This window comes from Pseudomonas sp. JL2, assembly GCF_031570495.1.
Classification (GTDB): Bacteria; Pseudomonadota; Gammaproteobacteria; order Pseudomonadales; family Pseudomonadaceae; genus Aquipseudomonas; species Aquipseudomonas rhizophila.
On the sequence record NZ_JAKUDH010000041.1, the window covers coordinates 1 to 18,042 of the forward strand.

General features: G+C 60.7%; 16 protein-coding genes. All 16 read left to right on the top strand.

The annotated features are described in order from the left end of the window. Nucleotides 1-799: cbb3-type cytochrome c oxidase subunit I (locus MKS85_RS28055; protein ID WP_409078039.1), on the top strand; the 799-nt coding region annotated here is incomplete at its 5' end. Further along, nucleotides 799-1,407, top strand: coding sequence for a cytochrome-c oxidase, cbb3-type subunit II (gene ccoO / locus MKS85_RS28060; protein WP_014339380.1), 609 nt, complete (start codon nt 799-801; stop codon nt 1,405-1,407). The genes MKS85_RS28055 and ccoO, both read left to right, overlap by 1 nt. Nucleotides 1,408-1,412: 5 nt before the next feature. Beyond that, the gene (locus MKS85_RS28065; protein ID WP_003183474.1) at nt 1,413-1,598 is read left to right on the top strand and encodes a CcoQ/FixQ family Cbb3-type cytochrome c oxidase assembly chaperone; all 186 of its coding nucleotides are present in this window, start codon (nt 1,413-1,415) and stop codon (nt 1,596-1,598) included. Next, complete coding sequence (gene ccoP, locus MKS85_RS28070; protein WP_047227186.1) at nt 1,595-2,578, top strand: cytochrome-c oxidase, cbb3-type subunit III; 984 nt, start codon at nt 1,595-1,597, stop codon at nt 2,576-2,578. The genes MKS85_RS28065 and ccoP overlap by 4 nt, the downstream gene beginning before the upstream one ends. A 147-nt stretch (nt 2,579-2,725) precedes the next feature. Beyond that, the gene (locus tag MKS85_RS28075) at nt 2,726-2,980 is read left to right on the top strand and encodes a type II toxin-antitoxin system Phd/YefM family antitoxin (protein WP_188252456.1); all 255 of its coding nucleotides are present in this window, start codon (nt 2,726-2,728) and stop codon (nt 2,978-2,980) included. Next, entirely contained in the window at nt 2,980-3,390 is a 411-nt protein-coding gene (locus tag MKS85_RS28080; RefSeq protein ID WP_188252457.1) for a type II toxin-antitoxin system VapC family toxin, read from the top strand. The genes MKS85_RS28075 and MKS85_RS28080 overlap by 1 nt, the downstream gene beginning before the upstream one ends. Nucleotides 3,391-3,480: 90 nt before the next feature. Then, complete coding sequence (locus MKS85_RS28085; RefSeq protein WP_310663230.1) at nt 3,481-7,884, top strand: RHS repeat-associated core domain-containing protein; 4,404 nt, start codon at nt 3,481-3,483, stop codon at nt 7,882-7,884. A 6-nt stretch (nt 7,885-7,890) separates the two neighbouring features. After that, a complete protein-coding gene (locus MKS85_RS28090; RefSeq protein ID WP_076385624.1) occupies nt 7,891-8,901 on the top strand; it encodes a hypothetical protein in 1,011 nt (336 codons plus the stop codon). 487 nt (nt 8,902-9,388) lie between these two features. Continuing rightward, a complete protein-coding gene (gene ccoG / locus MKS85_RS28095; RefSeq protein ID WP_047227182.1) occupies nt 9,389-10,804 on the top strand; it encodes a cytochrome c oxidase accessory protein CcoG in 1,416 nt (471 codons plus the stop codon). Nucleotides 10,805-10,815: 11 nt separating this feature from the next. Then, nucleotides 10,816-11,355, top strand: a complete 540-nt coding sequence (locus MKS85_RS28100; RefSeq protein ID WP_047227181.1) for a FixH family protein — start codon at nt 10,816-10,818, stop codon at nt 11,353-11,355. Between the two features lie 147 nt (nt 11,356-11,502). Then, nucleotides 11,503-13,953 carry a heavy metal translocating P-type ATPase gene (locus tag MKS85_RS28105; RefSeq protein ID WP_310663231.1) on the top strand — a complete coding sequence of 817 codons (2,451 nt, stop codon included), beginning with the start codon at nt 11,503-11,505 and terminating at the stop codon, nt 13,951-13,953. Between the two features lie 24 nt (nt 13,954-13,977). Further along, complete coding sequence (gene ccoS, locus MKS85_RS28110) at nt 13,978-14,196, top strand: cbb3-type cytochrome oxidase assembly protein CcoS (RefSeq protein WP_047227179.1); 219 nt, start codon at nt 13,978-13,980, stop codon at nt 14,194-14,196. After that, nucleotides 14,189-14,872: a sulfite exporter TauE/SafE family protein gene (locus MKS85_RS28115; protein ID WP_310663232.1), complete on the top strand. Its 684-nt coding sequence runs from the start codon at nt 14,189-14,191 to the stop codon at nt 14,870-14,872. Before ccoS ends, MKS85_RS28115 begins: the two co-directional genes overlap by 8 nt. A 207-nt stretch (nt 14,873-15,079) precedes the next feature. Beyond that, nucleotides 15,080-16,462 carry an oxygen-independent coproporphyrinogen III oxidase gene (hemN, locus tag MKS85_RS28120; RefSeq protein ID WP_160891999.1) on the top strand — a complete coding sequence of 461 codons (1,383 nt, stop codon included), beginning with the start codon at nt 15,080-15,082 and terminating at the stop codon, nt 16,460-16,462. A 93-nt stretch (nt 16,463-16,555) separates the two neighbouring features. Beyond that, nucleotides 16,556-17,290 (top strand): fumarate/nitrate reduction transcriptional regulator Fnr, encoded by a 735-nt coding sequence (gene fnr, locus MKS85_RS28125; RefSeq protein WP_047227176.1) that lies wholly within the window; start codon nt 16,556-16,558, stop codon nt 17,288-17,290. A gap of 75 nt (nt 17,291-17,365) precedes the next feature. Beyond that, complete coding sequence (locus MKS85_RS28130) at nt 17,366-17,914, top strand: adenine phosphoribosyltransferase (protein ID WP_041020481.1); 549 nt, start codon at nt 17,366-17,368, stop codon at nt 17,912-17,914. Nucleotides 17,915-18,042: the final 128 nt, after the last annotated feature.

Consider the following 18,042-nt stretch of genomic DNA (forward strand, 5'->3'; position numbering starts at 1 on the left):
CTACACCGCGCTGCCGGACTGGGCACAGTCCCTGGGCATGGCGATGTCGATCATCCTGCTGGCTCCGAGCTGGGGCGGCATGATCAACGGCATGATGACCCTCTCGGGCGCCTGGCATAAGCTGCGCACCGACCCGATCCTGCGGTTCCTGGTGGTTTCCCTGGCGTTCTACGGCATGTCGACCTTCGAAGGCCCGATGATGGCCATCAAGACCGTCAACTCCCTGAGCCACTACACCGACTGGACCATCGGTCACGTACACGCCGGGGCCTTGGGCTGGGTTGCGATGATTTCCATCGGCGCGATCTACCACATGATCCCGAAACTGTTCGGTCGTGCGCAGATGCACAGCACCGGNTCCCTGAGCCACTACACCGACTGGACCATCGGTCACGTACACGCCGGGGCCTTGGGCTGGGTTGCGATGATTTCCATCGGCGCGATCTACCACATGATCCCGAAACTGTTCGGTCGTGCGCAGATGCACAGCACCGGCCTGATCAACACTCACTTCTGGCTCGCCACCATCGGCACCGTGCTCTACATCGCCTCGATGTGGGTCAACGGCATCACCCAGGGCCTGATGTGGCGTGCAATCAACGACGACGGCACCCTGACCTACTCGTTCGTTGAAGCGCTGCAAGCCAGCCACCCTGGTTTCATCGTCCGTGCCCTGGGCGGCGCGTTCTTCGCCAGCGGCATGCTGTTCATGGCCTACAACGTGTATCGCACCGTTCGTGCCTCTGACCCGGCTGAAGCTGAAGCCGCCGCCAAGATCGCCGTAGTTGGAGCTCACTGATGAAGCACGAAACAGTAGAGAAGAATATTGGCCTGCTGGCCTTCTTCATGGTCATCGCCGTCAGCATCGGCGGCCTGACCCAGATCGTTCCGCTGTTTTTCCAGGACGTGACCAACAAGCCGGTCGAAGGCATGAAGCCGCGCACCGCTCTTGAACTGGAAGGTCGCGACGTCTACATCGCCAACGGCTGTGTCGGCTGCCACTCGCAGATGATCCGTCCGTTTCGCGCCGAAACCGAACGCTATGGTCACTACTCGGTTGCCGGTGAAAGCGTCTGGGACCACCCGTTCCTGTGGGGTTCCAAGCGTACCGGCCCGGACCTGGCCCGTGTGGGCGGTCGCTACTCCGACGACTGGCAGCGTGCGCACCTGTACAACCCGCGCAACGTAGTGCCTGAGTCGAAAATGCCGGCTTACCCGTTCCTCGTAGAAAACAAGCTCGACGGCAAAGACACCGCCAAGAAAATGGAAGTCTTGCGGACCCTGGGCGTGCCTTACACCGATGAAGACATCGCCGGTGCCAAGGATGCCGTGAAGGGCAAGACTGAAATGGACGCGCTGGTGGCCTATCTGCAAGGCCTGGGCACCATCATCAAAAGCAAACGGTGATTTAGATGGATATCGGGATGATTCGTGGCCTGGGCACCGTCGTCGTGATGGTGGCCTTTATCGGTCTGGCGTTGTGGGTGTTCAGCCCCAAGCGCAAGTCGGAGTTTGACGACGCGACCTTGCTGCCGTTCGCGGATGATCCCGAAGCCATCAAGCACGTCGAGCAAGCTTCTAGGAGTAACAAAGAATGACTACGTTCTGGAGTCTGTACGTCACAGTCCTCAGTCTGGGTACGATCTTCGCCCTGACCTGGCTGCTGCTGTCGACCCGTAAGGGCCAGCGCGCCGAACAAACGGACGAGACTGTTGGTCACTCGTTCGATGGCATCGAAGAGTACGACAACCCACTGCCTAAATGGTGGTTCATGTTGTTCGTGGGCACCATTGTCTTCGCCTTGGGTTATCTGGTGCTCTACCCGGGCCTGGGCAACTGGAAAGGCCTGCTGCCAGGGTATAACTATCTGGACACCGAAAAGCAGACCCCTTTCGCCAATGGCCAGACCGGCTGGACCGGCGTTCACGAGTGGGAAAAGGAAATGGCGCGTTCGGACGCCAAGTTCGGCCCGATCTTCGCCAAGTTCGCCTCCATGCCGATTGAAGAAGTCGCCAAAGACCCGCAAGCCCTGAAGATGGGTGGCCGCCTGTTCGCCTCCAACTGCTCGGTCTGCCACGGTTCCGACGCCAAGGGTGCCTACGGCTTCCCGAACCTGACCGACGCCGACTGGCGCTGGGGTGGTGAGCCGGAAACCATCAAGACCACCATCATGGGCGGTCGTCATGCCGTGATGCCGGGCTGGGCTGCCGTGGTTGGCGAGCAAGGTGTTGCCGACGTCTCCGCCTACGTGGTGACCAGTCTGCACGGCCGTAAACTGCCGGAAGGCGCCAAGGCCGACCCGGCCAACGGCCAAAAGCTGTTCGCAGCCAACTGCGTGGCCTGCCACGGTCCAGCCGGCAAGGGCACGCCTGCCATGGGCGCACCTGACCTGACGCACCCGGCCGGTTTCATCTACGGTTCGAGCTTCGCTCAGCTGCAGCAGACCATCCGTTACGGTCGCCAGGGCCAGATGCCTGCCCAGGCCGATCTGCAGGGTAACGACAAGGTCCACCTGCTGGCTGCGTACGTCTACAGCCTGTCTCATGGGGAACCGGCGCCATCTGCCGATGCCCAGTAAGGCACACGCCTGATGTACCAAAGGCCCCGCCAACCCATGTTGGCGGGGCCTTTTTATTGGTGGGTATCCAGGAGCGAAGCTGTTTCACTTGCTCGCCTCCCACGCCAGTAGTAACGTGCCTACATTGTAGTTTATGAGGGCACTGCCATGTCCATCACGACCATCTCCAGCCGCGAATTCAACCACGACACAAGTGGTGCCAAAAAAGCCGCCCGCCAGGGGCCAGTCATCATCACTGACCGTGGCAAGCCGGCCCACGTACTGCTAAGCATTGAGCAGTACCAGAAACTGACCGGCATTGGCACCAGCATTGTCGAGTTGCTGGTCATGCCCGACGCGCCGGATATCGATTTCGATACCGAACGTGCCGTCATCACTCCCCGGCCTTTGGACCTGTCCTGATGTTTCTACTCGACACCAATGTCATTTCGGAACTGCGCAAGCCGCATGCAGATAAAAACGTACAGGCCTGGGCACGGAGCGTGTCCGCCCCCAACCTGTATGTCTCGGCAATCACCGTATTGGAGCTGGAAACTGGTGTAATGCGCTTCGAACGCAAAGATCCGGTGCAAGGCAGCCGCCTGCGCGCGTGGCTGGATAACCACGTCCTGCCCGCATTTTCCGGCAGGATCCTGGCGGTCGACCGCACCGTCGCGCTGCGCTGCGCTCGCCTGCATGTACCGGATCGCAACAATGAATGCGATGCACTGATTGCCGCCACGGCGCTGGTCCATGGCCTGACCGTGGTCACCCGCAATGTGAGTGATTTTCAAAGCAGCGGCGTGGCCTTGCTCAATCCATGGTCAAGCTAATATAACGTCGCGACGGACCATCAATTACCGCCAAGGAGATAGGCGCAATGGGCATCGAAACACTTCAGCGCGCAACGATGAGCCCCCAGCATGTCTGACGCGCTCTGGGCCGCTCGCCTGGGCGATGCACTGAACCACACCTCCATGATGGCCGACATTCTCGGCGGCGTGCTGGAAGTGGCGGCCAACATCGCCATCACCGCCCTGGCGACGGCAGCGGTGGTGGCCGCCACCGGCATCACCGTCGCCACGGGTGGCTTGGGTTGTTTCCTGCTCGGTGCGGTGGTGGGGGCGGTCGTGGGCATTGCCATGAGCAAGACCGGGGCCGACGAAGGCCTGAGCAATATCTGCGAAGGCATCGGCAACGCGCTCTTCCCGCCCACGGTGCAGGCCAACATCCTCACCGGCTCCAAGGACACCTTTACCAACAACATCCCCTCGGCCCGCGCCGCCGGAGCGGTTGTTTCCCATGTCGCGCCGGCCGGCACCGAACTGGACATGCCCGAGCCGGAAGAAGAAGCCGAGCCCAGTTACCTGGACATGGCCGGCAACTTCTTCTCGCAGATGTGGCGCCCCACCGTCGCCTCGCCCGCCCCCGGCACAGAGACTCGGCCGGAAGACCTGGTGATCTGCACCAAGCACCCACCGATGCCGCCGCAGTTCATGGCTGAAGGCTCGGACAAAGTCACCATCAATGGCCAGCCCGCCGTGCGCAGCGGTGACCGCAGCACCTGCGATGCGACGGTGGTCTCGGCCGGGTTGATTTCCCCGGACGTGACCATCGGCGGCGGCTCAGTGGTGGTGCGTGAGATTCGCAGCGGCAAGACCCCGGGCGTGGGGCTGGCGGTCACCGCGTTGCTGATGCTCAAGGGGGGCAAGGGCAAGTTCTTCAGCAAACTGCCGTGCATGCTGGCCGGTGGCGCGGCGTCGATGGCGGTCAGCAGCGCCATGGGCGCCGCGGCCAACGCCACCATGGGCTCGTCGAACCCGGTGCATGCCGCCACCGGCGCCAAGGTGCTGGGCCGCGATGAAGAGCTGGACTTCGTTTTGCCCGGTGTTCTGCCAATCGACTGGCAACGCTTCTACAACAGCCGCGACGAGCGACGTGGCGGGATGTTCGGCGCCGGCTGGAGCGTGGCCTACGAGGTGCAGGTGGAGATCCTGGCCCATCCCGAGGGCGGCGAGACCCTGCTCTACACCGACGAACAGGCCCGGCCCATCGACATGGGTTCGATCCCGTTGGGCGGCGCGGTGTTCAGTGCTGGCGAAGGCTTGGCCGTGCGACGTCATCTCAACGGGCAGTTGCTGATCGAAAGCGACGACGGTGTGTATCGCCTGTTCGAACCCACGCCGGGCCACACATCCCTGCTGCGCCTGAGCCAACTCGGTGACCGCAACGACAATCGCATCTTCCTCGACTACGACGCCGCCGGACGACTGATACGCCTGCGCGACACCTTCGATCTGGTGCAAGTCGAGCTGATCCGCGAGCGCGAACGCGTCACCCAGATAGAACGCCTCTACCCCGACCAACAGCGCGAAGTGCTGGTCAGCTACGCCTACGACACAGCGAACAACCTGAGCGAAGTACGCGACGCCACCGGCCAGGTGCAACGGCGTTTCAGCTACGACGCCGGCCAGCGAATGCTGGAACACCAACTGCCCACCGGGCTGCGTTGCTTCTACGAATGGGCCTTGGTCGAAGACCAGGAATGGCGCGTGGTCCGCCACTGGACCGACGAGGGCGACACCTACCAGTTCGACTATGACCTCAAGGCCGGTGTAACCCGCATTACCGACGGTTTGCAGCGCGTCAGCACGCGCCACTGGAACAGCCAACACCAGATCACCCGATACAGCGACAACCTCGGCCAGACCTGGCTGTTCGAGTGGAACGACGAACGCCAACTGCTCAGCGCCACCGACCCACAGGGCGGGCGCTATGAATACAGCTATGACGAGGCCGGTAACCTGATCGGCGAAACCGATCCCTTGGGCCGCAGTGATTCGACGTTATGGCTCGAGCACTGGGCGCTGCCGCTGGTGGACACCAATGCCGCCGGCCACAGCTGGAAATACCGCTACGATCAACGCGGCAACTGCACCGCCGAAACCGATCCTCTGGGCCACGTCACCCGCTATCGCTATGACGCCCACGGTCAGGTCATCGAAATCATCGACGCCACCGGCAAGCTTAAAAAGCTGCGCTGGAATCCGTTCGGGCAGTTGGTGGAGCACATCGATTGCTCGGGTTACCCGACACGGTTCAGCTACGACCAGCGCGGCTACCTGCAGACCATCACCGACGCCCTCGGCGAGCGCACCCAGTTCAGCTACGACGCCCAAGGCCGTTTGCTCAGCAGCCAATTGCCGGATGGCCGCACCGAACAGTACCAGCGCGACCTCGCCGGTCAGTTGACCGGCTACACCGACCCGGCCGGGCACACCACGCTCTACCAGCACAACCGTCGCGGTCAGGTCCGCCAACGCACCGACGCCCAGGGCCGGCAGGTGCAATTCGCGTACGACAGCTACGGGCGGCTGCAGGCGCTGGTCAATGAGAACGGTGAGAGCTATCGGTTTACCTGGGATGCGGGGGATCGGTTGGCCGAACAGCGCAACCTTGATGGCAGCGCCAAAGGCTACACGTACGACGTCCTCAACAACGTAAAACGAGTCGAAACCATCGCAGCGCCGCGAGGTGATCATCAGCCCAGTGAAAGGACCATTGTTCATCATCTCGAACGTGATGCCATTGGCCGGCTGACCACCCGAATCACACCTGATGGACAGTCCCGGTACAGCTATAGCCCGTTGAATCAGTTAATCGAAGCCACCGTCATCGCTAACGACGGCAACGAACAACGACTGGGCTTTGCTTATGACGCGCTGGGTTATCTGATTGAGGAGCAGAGTTCAGCGGGCGTTCTGAAGCATCACTACGACGAACTCGGCAACCTGATCCAGACCCACCTACCCGACGGCCGTTGGGTCAGCCGCCTGTACTATGGCAGTGGTCATCTGCACCAAATCAACCTCGACGGCCACGTCATCAGCGACTTCGAACGCGACCGGCTGCATCGAGAGGTGCTGCGCACCCAAGGCCAAATCAGCACACGGAGTGAATATGACCGTAGCGGGCGCTTACGCAGCCGCCAACGCCGGCATACCAGCCAGCCGTCGTTGATGCCTGCCGCAGATCAAACCCATTTTGAGTTTGATCCTGGCGACCACCTGGTGGCGCGCCTTGAACGGCAGCCAAAAGGTCAACAACGCCAATTGCTGCACTACGATGTGACCGGCCGCATCCTGGCAAGCCAGGGCACTCGACAAGGCCAGAATGAAACATTTTCCTTCGATGCCGCCGCCAATCTCCTCGACAGTTCACCTGGTACAGGTGGGCGGGTTACGCACAACCAACTCAAGCGCTATCAGGATAAGCACTATCGCTACGATGATTTTGGCCGAATGATTGAAAAGCGCAGTGGGCGACATGGCCTGCAGCGCTTCAGTTACGACTCGGATCACCGGCTGGTTGAAGTTCGAACCCAGAAATCCGACGGTGAAAACGTCGTCAGGATGCGCTACGACCCGTTGGGTCGAAGGATTGAGAAAACCGAACATGACGACAACGGGCATCTCATCGCCCGCACGCGTTTCGACTGGGATGGCCTGCAATTACTCAAGGAACATAAAAATAGCCTGACCAGCCTGTACCTCTATATTGGCGACAGTCACGAGCCCTTGGCCCGGGTCGACGGCATCGGTGAACATCAACGCATCCGCTATTACCACAACGACCCCAATGGTCAGCCACAGGCCTTGACGGAAAGTGACGGCCATCCGCTATGGCACGCTCACTACCAGGTATGGGGCAATACCACTGATGAAGTCCGTGAGCCGTACTACATCGAAGAACAGAACCTGCGTTTTCAGGGGCAATACCTGGACCGGGAAACAGGCCTGCACTACAACACCTTCCGCTTCTATGATCCCGACATAGGCCGCTTTACCACGCCCGACCCCTTGGGCCTGGCCGCAAGCCTGAATCTTTATCGCTACGCACCGAATCCATTTACCTGGATCGACCCGCTGGGGCTTAAAGAGAATGAGATTATCCGGTACATGGGCGAGAGCGAAACCGTCTCGTCCAAGGCCGCCAACGGAGGCAAAGGCGGCTTGGTTCCGAATATCCGAGGAGAGAAAGCGGTCTGGGTCAACCAGGACAGTAACCCTGGATTCAACCCAGGCAATGAGAAGTATCGGGTAGTGGCCACCGTCAATAACGAAGGGGTCAGCATGCTCAATAACCACAAGGACATCTCTACCGTTGACTATAAAGAGACGGGCCTGAAAGATGGCGTACTGTCCAAGACGAATGAGCCCAAGGCCAGAGGCATCGGTTTCCGATTATTGGATAAATTCAATAAAACCATTACGTCATTTCGTGTCGAGAAGAAAGGCCCGAACGGAAAATGGAAGACCTGCGGATAAAGCCAGATGGACATATTCGATCTTCTCTCATACAAGCTTGAAAACTTCCTGAACGTCCGGCCGTATCCGAAGGCGTTGGGTGCTGTTTTTTACAAAGAAGACGAGCCTTCGCTACTGAACGTCGTCGCAAAAAAACACAATGGCGCTCCCTTCAGCGTTAGCCGCTGGCGGGACTTGTTTTCCACCAGCGCTTTCGAAAAAGCCATGCTGAAGAACGGTTTCACGGAACCCGACTGCTACGCCCTCCTCCTGGTCCTGTCGCGCTTTGGCTACCTGCTTGAAATCGACAACCGTCAACGAACCAACAAGGAATATTTTATTTTCTTCTACCTGATCCAACTGATCAGCTTGAAGAACAGCACCCTGGATGCGGATGCGCGCCTCAGGAACTACATGCTTAGGTTCCTCCTCTTCGAATTGAGCATCGATGACGAGGCGTATCGTCGGTTCAGCATCGAGGGCAATCAGTTGATGATGGCGACCGATGGGCTGGGGTCCGTGGCTTTTCTGGATGTGATTGATCTGGTTTACAAAGCGATCAAGGCCGACAGCAGGAAAGAGCATCAACTGCTGAGTACGTTGAAAACGTTTCAAACAAGCACAGTCAGATTACTCAGCGAGCCCGACGATACCCATTACCGCTGCGCGATCAATGATCGTCACAGCGAGCTTATGTACCCCGACGTTTTTTTGCCCACCTATGCTCAGGACAGGCAAAAAATATTTGATGCTTTGATCGACGCGGTCAATCCGCTTCAGTCAACGGCAAACCTGTTCGTCTCCAATATGGTTGTGATGAATTACGCCTTTCACGTCCTGAAAGACAAGCCTCACGAAATTCTAAAACTGAAAAAACACGTCCGTGATGAAGCGCTGTTCGGCCAATTGCTGGAGGTGATCATCATGCGTCGGATGGCAGTCAACAAAGCGCTGTTCGAAAAAATTCCCACGGGGCACGATCTGTCCTTGATCAAGGATGAGCAAACCGCGTTCTACAACATTTTGTACCGCCGGTAGAAACTTGATGCATTTGTGCGCCTGACGCCTCTCTTTGCAGCGCACAAAAATAATCAGAGCCGGGATTCGGCTGTGCTCAAGAAAACCCTGGCGGCTAGATCAAATTGGAAAACAAGCAGTTCGATCTGGCGCTTGCGAACAAATGACCAGGCGCAGGTTAAGCGCAAATCCCCGTGGCGAGGGAACTTACCCCCGCTGGGCGCGGAGCCGCCAAAAATAGTGGCACAAAACAATCAGGAGGGGCTGTCGAACGAGTCGGCAGGCCCATGGTTTTTTCGCCAACGCCATGGAATGTCTATAGTCAATTGATCTGGGTCATGACTTGTTACATCCGCTACACCATTCTATGCAGAGTCCCAACGCGACCAAAGGTCGCACCCTTGAGCTAGACCTACAGGCGTATCATTGCACCACTGCAATACCCTTTCTGACCGTGGTCGGCACGTACTGATCCCGGCACTTTTCCACTGCCGTGGGATGCATTTTGATGAGTAACCAGATTCCGGTACATGACGTCACCCCGCCTGCCAAGGACGCGAACCAAAGCGTCGACCTGTATGCCTCTCGGGAAAAAATCTACACCCGTGCCTTCACCGGCCTGTTCCGCAACCTGCGGATGGTCGGCGGTGGCGTGTTGTTCCTGCTGTATTTCGGTACGGTCTGGCTGAACTGGGGCGGGCATCAGGCCGTCTGGTGGAACCTGCCCGAACGCAAATTTTTCATTTTCGGTGCGACCTTCTGGCCCCAGGACTTCATCCTCCTGTCCGGACTGCTGATCATTGCCGCCTTCGGCCTGTTTTTCATTACGGTCTATGCCGGGCGAGTCTGGTGCGGCTACACCTGTCCGCAAAGCGTGTGGACCTGGATTTTCATGTGGTGCGAGAAGGTCACCGAAGGCGACCGCAACCAACGCATCAAGCTCGACAAGGCGCCCATGAGCGGGAACAAGTTCCTGCGCAAGTTGGCCAAGCACAGCCTGTGGCTGCTGATCGGTTTTGTGACCGGCATGACCTTCGTCGGTTATTTCACGCCGATTCGCGAACTGGTGTTCGAATTCTTTACCGGCCAGGCCGATGGCTGGTCGTATTTCTGGGTCGGCTTCTTTACCCTCGCCACCTACGGCAACGCCGGCTGGCTGCGCGAGCAGGTGTGCATCTACATGTGCCCTTACGCCCGTTTCCAGAGCGTGATGTTCGACAAGGACACCCTGATCGTTTCCTACGACCCGCGTCGGGGCGAAAGCCGTGGCCCGCGCAAGAAGGGCGTTGACTACAAGGCCCTGGGCCTGGGGGACTGCATCGACTGCACCATGTGCGTCCAGGTCTGCCCCACCGGTATCGACATTCGCGATGGCCTGCAGATTGAATGTATCGGCTGCGCGGCGTGCATCGACGCCTGCGACAACATCATGGACAAGATGGATTATCCGCGCGGGCTGATCAGTTACACCACCGAACATAACCTCTCGGGGCAGAAAACCCATAAACTGCGCCCACGCCTGATCGGTTATGCCCTGGTGCTGCTGGCAATGATCAGTCTGCTGGTGACCGCGTTCTTCATGCGTTCGCTGGTCGGTTTCGACGTCAGCAAGGACCGCGTGCTGTACCGCGAGAACGCCGAAGGCCGGATCGAGAACGTCTACAGCCTCAAGATCATGAACAAGGACCAGCACGACCATACGTACGTGCTGGAGGCCTCCGGCCTGCCGGATCTCAAGCTCCAGGGACGCCGGGAAATCAAGGTCGCGGCCGGTGAGATCTTCACCCAGCCGGTAGAACTGTCCAGTGCACCGGACCAACTGCCGTCGAGCACCAACGAGGTGACGTTCATCCTCAAGGATGCCGATGACGACAGCGTTCATGTTGAAGCCAAGAGCCGGTTCATCGGCCCACAAATTCGTTGAGAGAACTGAACATGCCTGCAGCAACCGCCACCAGCCCCTGGTACAAGCATCTCTGGCCGTGGATCATCATTGCGATCCTGGCCTGCTCGGTGACGCTGAGTCTGACCATGGTGACCATCGCCGTGAACAACCCGGACAACCTGGTCAACGACAACTACTACGAAGCCGGCAAGGGCATCAACCGCTCCCTGGAGCGCGAACTGCTGGGCCAGACCCTGCAACTGCATGCCAACGTGCAACTGGATGACGTCACCGGCGAAGTGAACCTGCGCCTGAGCGGCGACAGCCGGCCCCAGACCCTGGAACTGAGCCTGATCTCGCCCACCCAGCCGGAGAAGGATCGCAAGATCGTCCTGACGCGCAACGACAGCGAGCCGGGACGGTATGTCGGTCAATTGACGGACAAGATCGAAGGCCGGCGCTTTGTCGAATTGCTGGGTGTGGAGAACGACAAGACCTGGCGCCTGTTCGAAGAAGAGCAGATCAACCATGACCAGGCCATCCTGCTCGGCGATGAACCGCTGCAAGGCGCTGAAGACCTGAAGAAATAGACGGCTGCGCTGCGCGCAATCGCGAGCAGGCTCGCTCCCACATTGAGGTGTCGTTAGGTTCAATTCACAACGACGCAGACCTGTGGGAGCGAGCCTGCTCGCGAAAAGGCCTTCAGATGCCAGAAAGTTTCGATATGTGAATACCTCATGACCACCCCACTGCCTTGCTACCACTGCGCCCTGCCCGTCCCCCCAGGCAGTCGCTTCACCGCCGTTGTCCTGGGTGAAACCCGTGAGCTGTGCTGCCCGGGCTGCCAGGCGGTGGCCGAGGCCATTGTCGCTGGTGGTTTGGAAAGCTATTACCAGCATCGCAGCGAAGCGTCGGCCAACCCCGAAACCCTGCCGGTCCAGTTGACCGATGAGCTGGCGCTGTACGACCGCCCGGACGTGCAGCAGTCGTTCGTGCGCCATGAAGGCGAGCTGGCCGAAACCACGCTGCTGATCGAAGGCATCAGTTGCGCCGCCTGCGGCTGGCTGATCGAAAAACAACTGCGCAGCCTGCCCGCCGTGGCCGAGGCGCGGCTGAACCTGTCCAATCACCGCCTGCACGTGAGCTGGGCCGACGCTCAATTACCGCTGAGCACCTTGCTGGCCGAACTGCGCCAGATCGGCTACGTCGCCCATCCCTACCAGGCCGATCAGGCCAGCGAACAGTTGGCCGCGCAAAATCGCCTGGCCCTGCGCCAATTGGGCGTAGCCGGTTTGCTCTGGTTCCAGGCGATGATGGCGACCATGGCCACCTGGCCGGAATTCAACATCGACCTGAGCCCGGAGATGCACACCATCCTGCGCTGGGTCGCGCTGTTCCTCACCACACCTATCGTGTTCTATAGCTGCGCGCCGTTCTTCAAGGGCGCGATGCGCGACCTGCGCACCCGACACCTGACCATGGACGTTTCGGTGTCCCTGGCCATTGGCGGTGCCTACGTGGCCGGGATCTGGACGTCCGTCACCGGGGTGGGCGAGCTGTATTTCGATGCCGTGGGCATGTTCGCGTTGTTCCTTCTGGCCGGTCGCTACCTGGAACGCCGTGCCCGGGAGCGCACCGCTGCCGCCACCGCACAACTGGTCAATCTGCTGCCGGCCTCGTGCCTGCGCCTGGAGGATAACGGCCAGAGCGAACGAATCCTGCTCAGCGAATTGCGCACCGGCGACCGGGTCCTGGTGCATCCCGGCGCGGTTCTGCCGGCCGACGGCAGAATCCTCGACGGCCAGTCCAGTGTCGACGAATCGCTACTGACCGGCGAATACCTGCCACAACCTCGCCAAGTGGGCGACACGGTGACGGCCGGCACCCTTAACGTAGAAGGCGCATTGACGGTCCAGGTGTTGGCACTGGGGCAAGACACCCGGCTGTCGGCCATCGTCCGGTTGCTGGAACGAGCCCAGGCCGAAAAGCCGCGGCTGGCGGAAATCGCCGACCGCGCCGCGCAATGGTTCCTGCTGTTCTCCCTGGTCGCTGCGGCGGCCATCGGTATGCTGTGGTGGCAACTGGATGCCTCTCGCGCCTTCTGGATTGTGCTGGCGATGCTGGTCGCTACCTGCCCTTGCGCACTGTCCCTGGCCACGCCAACCGCTCTTACCGCCGCCACCGGCACGCTGCACAAGCTTGGCCTGCTGCTGACTCGCGGCCATGTGCTGGAGGGCCTGAACCAGATCGACACGGTGATTTTCGACAAGACCGGCACCCTCACCGAAGGGCGTCTGGCGTTGCGCGCCATTCGAACGCTGACGGCCCTGGACAGTGATCAATGCCTGGGCCTGGCCGCGGCCCTGGAAAATCGCTCCGAACACCCCATCGCCCGTGCCTTTGGCCGCGCGCCACTGGCCGCCGAGCATGTGCAAAGCACCCCGGGGCTGGGCCTGGAAGGGCTGGTGGGTGACCAGCGCCTGCGCATCGGCCAACCCGGTTTTGTCTGCGAGCTCAGTGGCGCAGCGGTGCCGGTGATGCCGGATGAGCCCGGACAATGGTTGCTGCTGGGTAATGACATCGGTCCGTTGGCCTGGTTCGTCCTCGACGACCGCTTGCGTACCGACGCCCCGGCATTGCTGGCCGCCTGCAAAGCGCGGGGCTGGCGCACACTGTTGCTGTCGGGCGACAGTTCGCCCATGGTTGCCAGTGTCGCCGCCGAACTGGGCATCGATGAGGCCCGCGGCGGTTTGCGCCCGGACGACAAACTGGCCGTGTTGCAACAGTTGCACCAGCAGGGCCGCAAGGTGCTGATGCTCGGCGACGGGGTGAACGACGTGCCGGTGCTGGCGGCGGCGGACATCAGTGTCGCCATGGGCTCGGCCACCGATCTTGCCAAGACCAGCGCCGATGCGGTGCTGCTGTCCAACCGTCTCGACGCCCTGATCCACGCCTTCAGCCTGGCCCGGCGCACACGGCGGGTGATCATCGAGAACCTGGTGTGGGCGGCACTGTACAATGGCCTCATGTTGCCGTTCGCCGCCCTCGGCTGGATTACGCCGGTGTGGGCCGCGATCGGCATGTCCATCAGTTCGCTGACCGTGGTGTTGAATGCGCTGAGGCTGACTCGCCAGCCCAAGATGCAGGTTTTCGATGCCTCGCCCGATACCCGCCCGCTGCCGGCCTGAGCCGCGCGGGCATGGAGTTCCGACATGCCAGCTCTTTACGTGATGATCCCGGCCGCACTGCTGATCGTGGCCATTGCCGTCTACATCTTCTTCTGGGCCGTGGACAGCGGGCAGTACGACGACCTCGACGGTCCGGCCCACAGCATTCTGTTCGACGATCAGGATCCGAACCACAAGGCAGCGGTGGACGAAGCCAGCGGCGAGCCCCGCAAGCCGGACGACAAGGCCCCGCCCCATGCTTGATCTGGCGCCACTGTTGGTCTCGGCGCTCATCCTGGGTTTATTGGGCGGCGGCCATTGCCTGGGGATGTGCGGCGGCCTGATGGGCGCCCTGACCCTGGCAATCCCCAAGGAACAGCGCAGCCGGCGCTTTCGGTTGCTGCTGGCCTACAACGTTGGGCGGATTCTGAGCTACGCCACCGCAGGGCTACTGATCGGCCTGGCTGGTTGGGCCGTGGCCAATAGTCCGGCGGCGATGGTCATGCGCGTGTTGGCCGGCCTGCTGTTGATCGCCATGGGCCTGTACCTGGCGGGCTGGTGGAGCGGCCTGACCCGCATCGAAGGCGTCGGTCGTGGCCTGTGGCGGCATATCCAGCCCGTCGCCAACCGCTTGCTGCCGGTGTCGAGCCTGCCCCGGGCATTGCTGCTCGGCGCACTCTGGGGCTGGCTGCCGTGCGGATTGGTCTACAGCACCCTGCTCTGGTCGGCCAGCCAGGGCGATGCGCTGGACAGCGCGTTGCTGATGCTCGCCTTCGGTCTCGGCACCTGGCCGGTGTTGCTCGCCACCGGCATGGCCGCCGAACGCATCACCGCCCTGTTGCGCAAACGCAGCGTGCGCATGGCCGGTGGTTTGCTGGTGATTGTCTTTGGTGTCTGGACCCTGCCAGGGCCGCATCAGCATTGGCTCATGGGGCATTGACCGAGTCGCCGCCATCGCGAGCAGGCTCGCTCGCACACTGGATCGCGGCTGACCCAAACCTCATGAACACCGCAAATCCCTGTGGGAGCGAGCCTGCTCGCGATTGGCCCTCGCCCAGACTCCACCCCCCGTTGACGCAAATCAAAACCGCCCCGCGCCCTCCCTCTTAAACTCTCGCCCATGCCAGCCTATCCGGGAAACGCCCGCATGCTCGACGCCATTCGTTGGGACTCAAACCTGATCCACCGTTACGACCTGGCGGGGCCCCGCTACACCTCGTATCCGACCGCGGCGCAATTCGGCAGCCAGGTGGGGACCTTCGACCTGCTCCACGCCCTGCGCGACAGCCGCAAAGCCTTGAGGCCACTGTCGTTGTATGTGCATGTGCCGTTCTGCGCGAACATTTGCTACTACTGCGCCTGCAACAAAGTCATCACCAAGGACCGCAGCCGCGCCCATGCCTATCTGCAACGCCTGGAACAGGAAATCCAGCTGATCGGCTGCCACCTCGACCCGGCCCAGCGCGTAGAACAGTTGCACCTGGGCGGCGGCACCCCGACGTTCCTCAACCATGACGAACTGCGCCAGTTGATGGCCAGGTTGCGCCAACACTTCAACCTGCTGGAGGACGATTCCGGCGACTACGGGATCGAAATCGATCCCCGGGAAGCCGACTGGTCCACCATGGGCCTGTTGCGGGAACTGGGTTTTAACCGCGTCAGCATCGGCCTGCAGGACCTTGACCCGGCCGTGCAGCGCGCCGTCAACCGCCTGCAAAGCCTGGAAGAAACCCGCGCGGTGATCGAAGCCGCCCGGACCTTGCAGTTCCGTTCGATCAACATCGACCTGATCTACGGGCTGCCCAAACAGACCCCGGAAAATTTCGCCCGCACGGTCCAGGAAGTCATCCAGCTGCAGCCGGACCGGCTTTCGGTGTTCAACTACGCCCACTTGCCGGAACGCTTCATGCCCCAACGCCGCATCAACAGCCAGGACCTGCCCAACCCGGCGCAGAAACTAGCGATGCTGCAAGGCACCATCGAACAACTGACCGCGGCGGGTTATCGCTATATCGGCATGGACCACTTCGCCCTGCCCGACGACGAACTGGCGATTGCCCAGGAAGACGCCACCCTGCAACGCAACTTCCAGGGCTATACCACCCATGGTCACTGCGACCTGATCGGCCTTGGCGTGTCAGCCATCAGCCAGATCGGCGATTTGTACTGCCAGAACAGCAGTGACCTGAGCCATTACCAGAACACCCTGGCCGACGGTCAACTGGCGACCAGTCGCGGGCTGCTGTGCAATGCCGACGATCGGCTGCGGCGCGCGGTGATCCAGCAGTTGATCTGCCATTTCAATTTGCTATTCACCGACATCGAACAAACGTTCAACATCGATTTTCGCGGTTACTTCGCACCGTTGTGGCCACAACTGCAAGAGATGGCTGCGGACGGCCTGATCGAATTGGACAGCAGCCACATCAAGGTACTGCCCGCCGGGCGCCTGCTGGTGCGCTCGGTGTGCATGGTCTTTGATGCCTATCTGGAAGGACACAACCGACAGCGCTTCTCCCGAGTCATCTGAGCGCGACAATTTGACGATGAAAGCCCACTGGCCGGAGTACCTTAGCTGAGTTACCCTTACGGCTTATGTGTGTTTCCCACAAGGATTTAAGAAATGTCCGAGCCAGTCAAACTGCGCGCCCACAACCAGGCCCATTGCAAGGATTGCAGCCTGGCTCCGCTCTGCCTGCCACTTTCATTGAATCTGGAGGATATGGACGCGCTGGACGACATCGTTAAACGGGGCCGACCGTTGAAAAAAGGTGAATTCCTGTTTCGCCAGGGCGACACCTTCGATTCCGTCTATGCCGTGCGCTCGGGCGCCTTGAAAACCTTCAATCTGAGCGATGGCGGCGAAGAACAGCTCACCGGCTTCCACCTGCCCAGCGAGCTGGTGGGTCTGTCGGGCATGGACACCGAAACCCATCCGGTCTCGGCCCAGGCGCTGGAAACCACCTCTGTGTGCGAGATCCCCTTCGATCGCCTGGACGAACTGGCCTTGCAACTGCCGCAACTGCGTCGTCAGTTGATGCGGGTCATGAGCCGGGAGATCCGCGACGATCAGCAAATGATGCTGCTGCTCTCGAAGAAAACCGCCGACGAACGCATCGCCACGTTCCTGGTCAACCTCTCGGCACGTTTCCGCGCTCGCGGGTTTTCGGCCAACCAGTTCCGCCTGAGCATGTCGCGTAACGAAATCGGCAATTACCTGGGCTTGGCGGTGGAAACCGTATCCCGAGTATTCACCCGTTTCCAACAGAACGAGTTGATCGCCGCCGAAGGCAAGGAGATCCATATTCTCGACCCGATCCAGCTCTGCGCCCTGGCGGGTGGCTCGATCGACGGCTGATGAGCATGCGCGCGGCCCAGGTTCGCCTTGCCGCGCTATACTCCGGCGTTTGCAGCCTGCCAGGACACCTAGACGATGGTCTTCGACTCCTTCGATATCAAATCCCTGATCCGCCCCGTGATCGATTTCCCCAAGCCGGGCGTGATCTTTCGCGACATTACCCCACTGTTCCAGTCCCCCACCGCGTTGCGGCTGGTGATGGACAGCTTCGCCCATCGTTATGTCGAGGCCGAGTTCACCCACATCGGCGCGATGGATGCGCGAGGCTTCCTGATCGGCTCAATCCTGGCTTATCAGTTGAACAAGCCCTTGGTGCTGTTTCGCAAGCAAGGCAAGCTGCCGGCGGATGTGCTGGCCGAGGGTTACCAGACCGAATACGGCGAAGCCTTCCTTGAAGTTCACGCCGACAGCCTGTGCGAGGGTGATTCGGTGGTGATGTTCGATGACCTGATCGCCACCGGCGGCACGCTGATCGCCGCCGCCAACCTGATCCGCCGCATGGGCGCCAAGGTCCACGAGGCCGCGGCGATCATCGACCTGCCGGAGTTGCTTGGCTCGCAGCGCCTGGAAGACATGGGGATACCGACGTTCTGCCTGACGCAGTTTTCGTTGAGCGAAAGGTAACGCCCGTCAATAGCACACACACCCCATGTGGGAGCGAGCCTGCTCGCGATAGTGGTGTGTCAGCCGACATCAATGGTGGCTGATCTGCCGCTATCGCGAGCAGGCTGAACTGGCCTAATGATTTTGGA

Bases quoted from the DNA above. Each gene is read 5' to 3' on its own strand.
- MKS85_RS28085 (WP_310663230.1), top strand. From the start codon at position 3,481: ATGTCTGACGCGCTCTGGGCCGCTCGCCTGGGCGATGCACTGAACCAC.
- ccoG (WP_047227182.1), top strand. From the start codon at position 9,389: ATGAGTAACCAGATTCCGGTACATGACGTCACCCCGCCTGCCAAGGAC.
- MKS85_RS28080 (WP_188252457.1), top strand. From the start codon at position 2,980: ATGTTTCTACTCGACACCAATGTCATTTCGGAACTGCGCAAGCCGCAT.
- MKS85_RS28105 (WP_310663231.1), top strand. From the start codon at position 11,503: ATGACCACCCCACTGCCTTGCTACCACTGCGCCCTGCCCGTCCCCCCA.
- MKS85_RS28075 (WP_188252456.1), top strand. From the start codon at position 2,726: ATGTCCATCACGACCATCTCCAGCCGCGAATTCAACCACGACACAAGT.
- MKS85_RS28065 (WP_003183474.1), top strand. From the start codon at position 1,413: ATGGATATCGGGATGATTCGTGGCCTGGGCACCGTCGTCGTGATGGTG.
- fnr (WP_047227176.1), top strand. From the start codon at position 16,556: ATGTCCGAGCCAGTCAAACTGCGCGCCCACAACCAGGCCCATTGCAAG.
- MKS85_RS28100 (WP_047227181.1), top strand. From the start codon at position 10,816: ATGCCTGCAGCAACCGCCACCAGCCCCTGGTACAAGCATCTCTGGCCG.
- ccoP (WP_047227186.1), top strand. From the start codon at position 1,595: ATGACTACGTTCTGGAGTCTGTACGTCACAGTCCTCAGTCTGGGTACG.
- ccoS (WP_047227179.1), top strand. From the start codon at position 13,978: ATGCCAGCTCTTTACGTGATGATCCCGGCCGCACTGCTGATCGTGGCC.
- MKS85_RS28090 (WP_076385624.1), top strand. From the start codon at position 7,891: ATGGACATATTCGATCTTCTCTCATACAAGCTTGAAAACTTCCTGAAC.
- MKS85_RS28130 (WP_041020481.1), top strand. From the start codon at position 17,366: ATGGTCTTCGACTCCTTCGATATCAAATCCCTGATCCGCCCCGTGATC.
- ccoO (WP_014339380.1), top strand. From the start codon at position 799: ATGAAGCACGAAACAGTAGAGAAGAATATTGGCCTGCTGGCCTTCTTC.
- MKS85_RS28115 (WP_310663232.1), top strand. From the start codon at position 14,189: ATGCTTGATCTGGCGCCACTGTTGGTCTCGGCGCTCATCCTGGGTTTA.
- hemN (WP_160891999.1), top strand. From the start codon at position 15,080: ATGCTCGACGCCATTCGTTGGGACTCAAACCTGATCCACCGTTACGAC.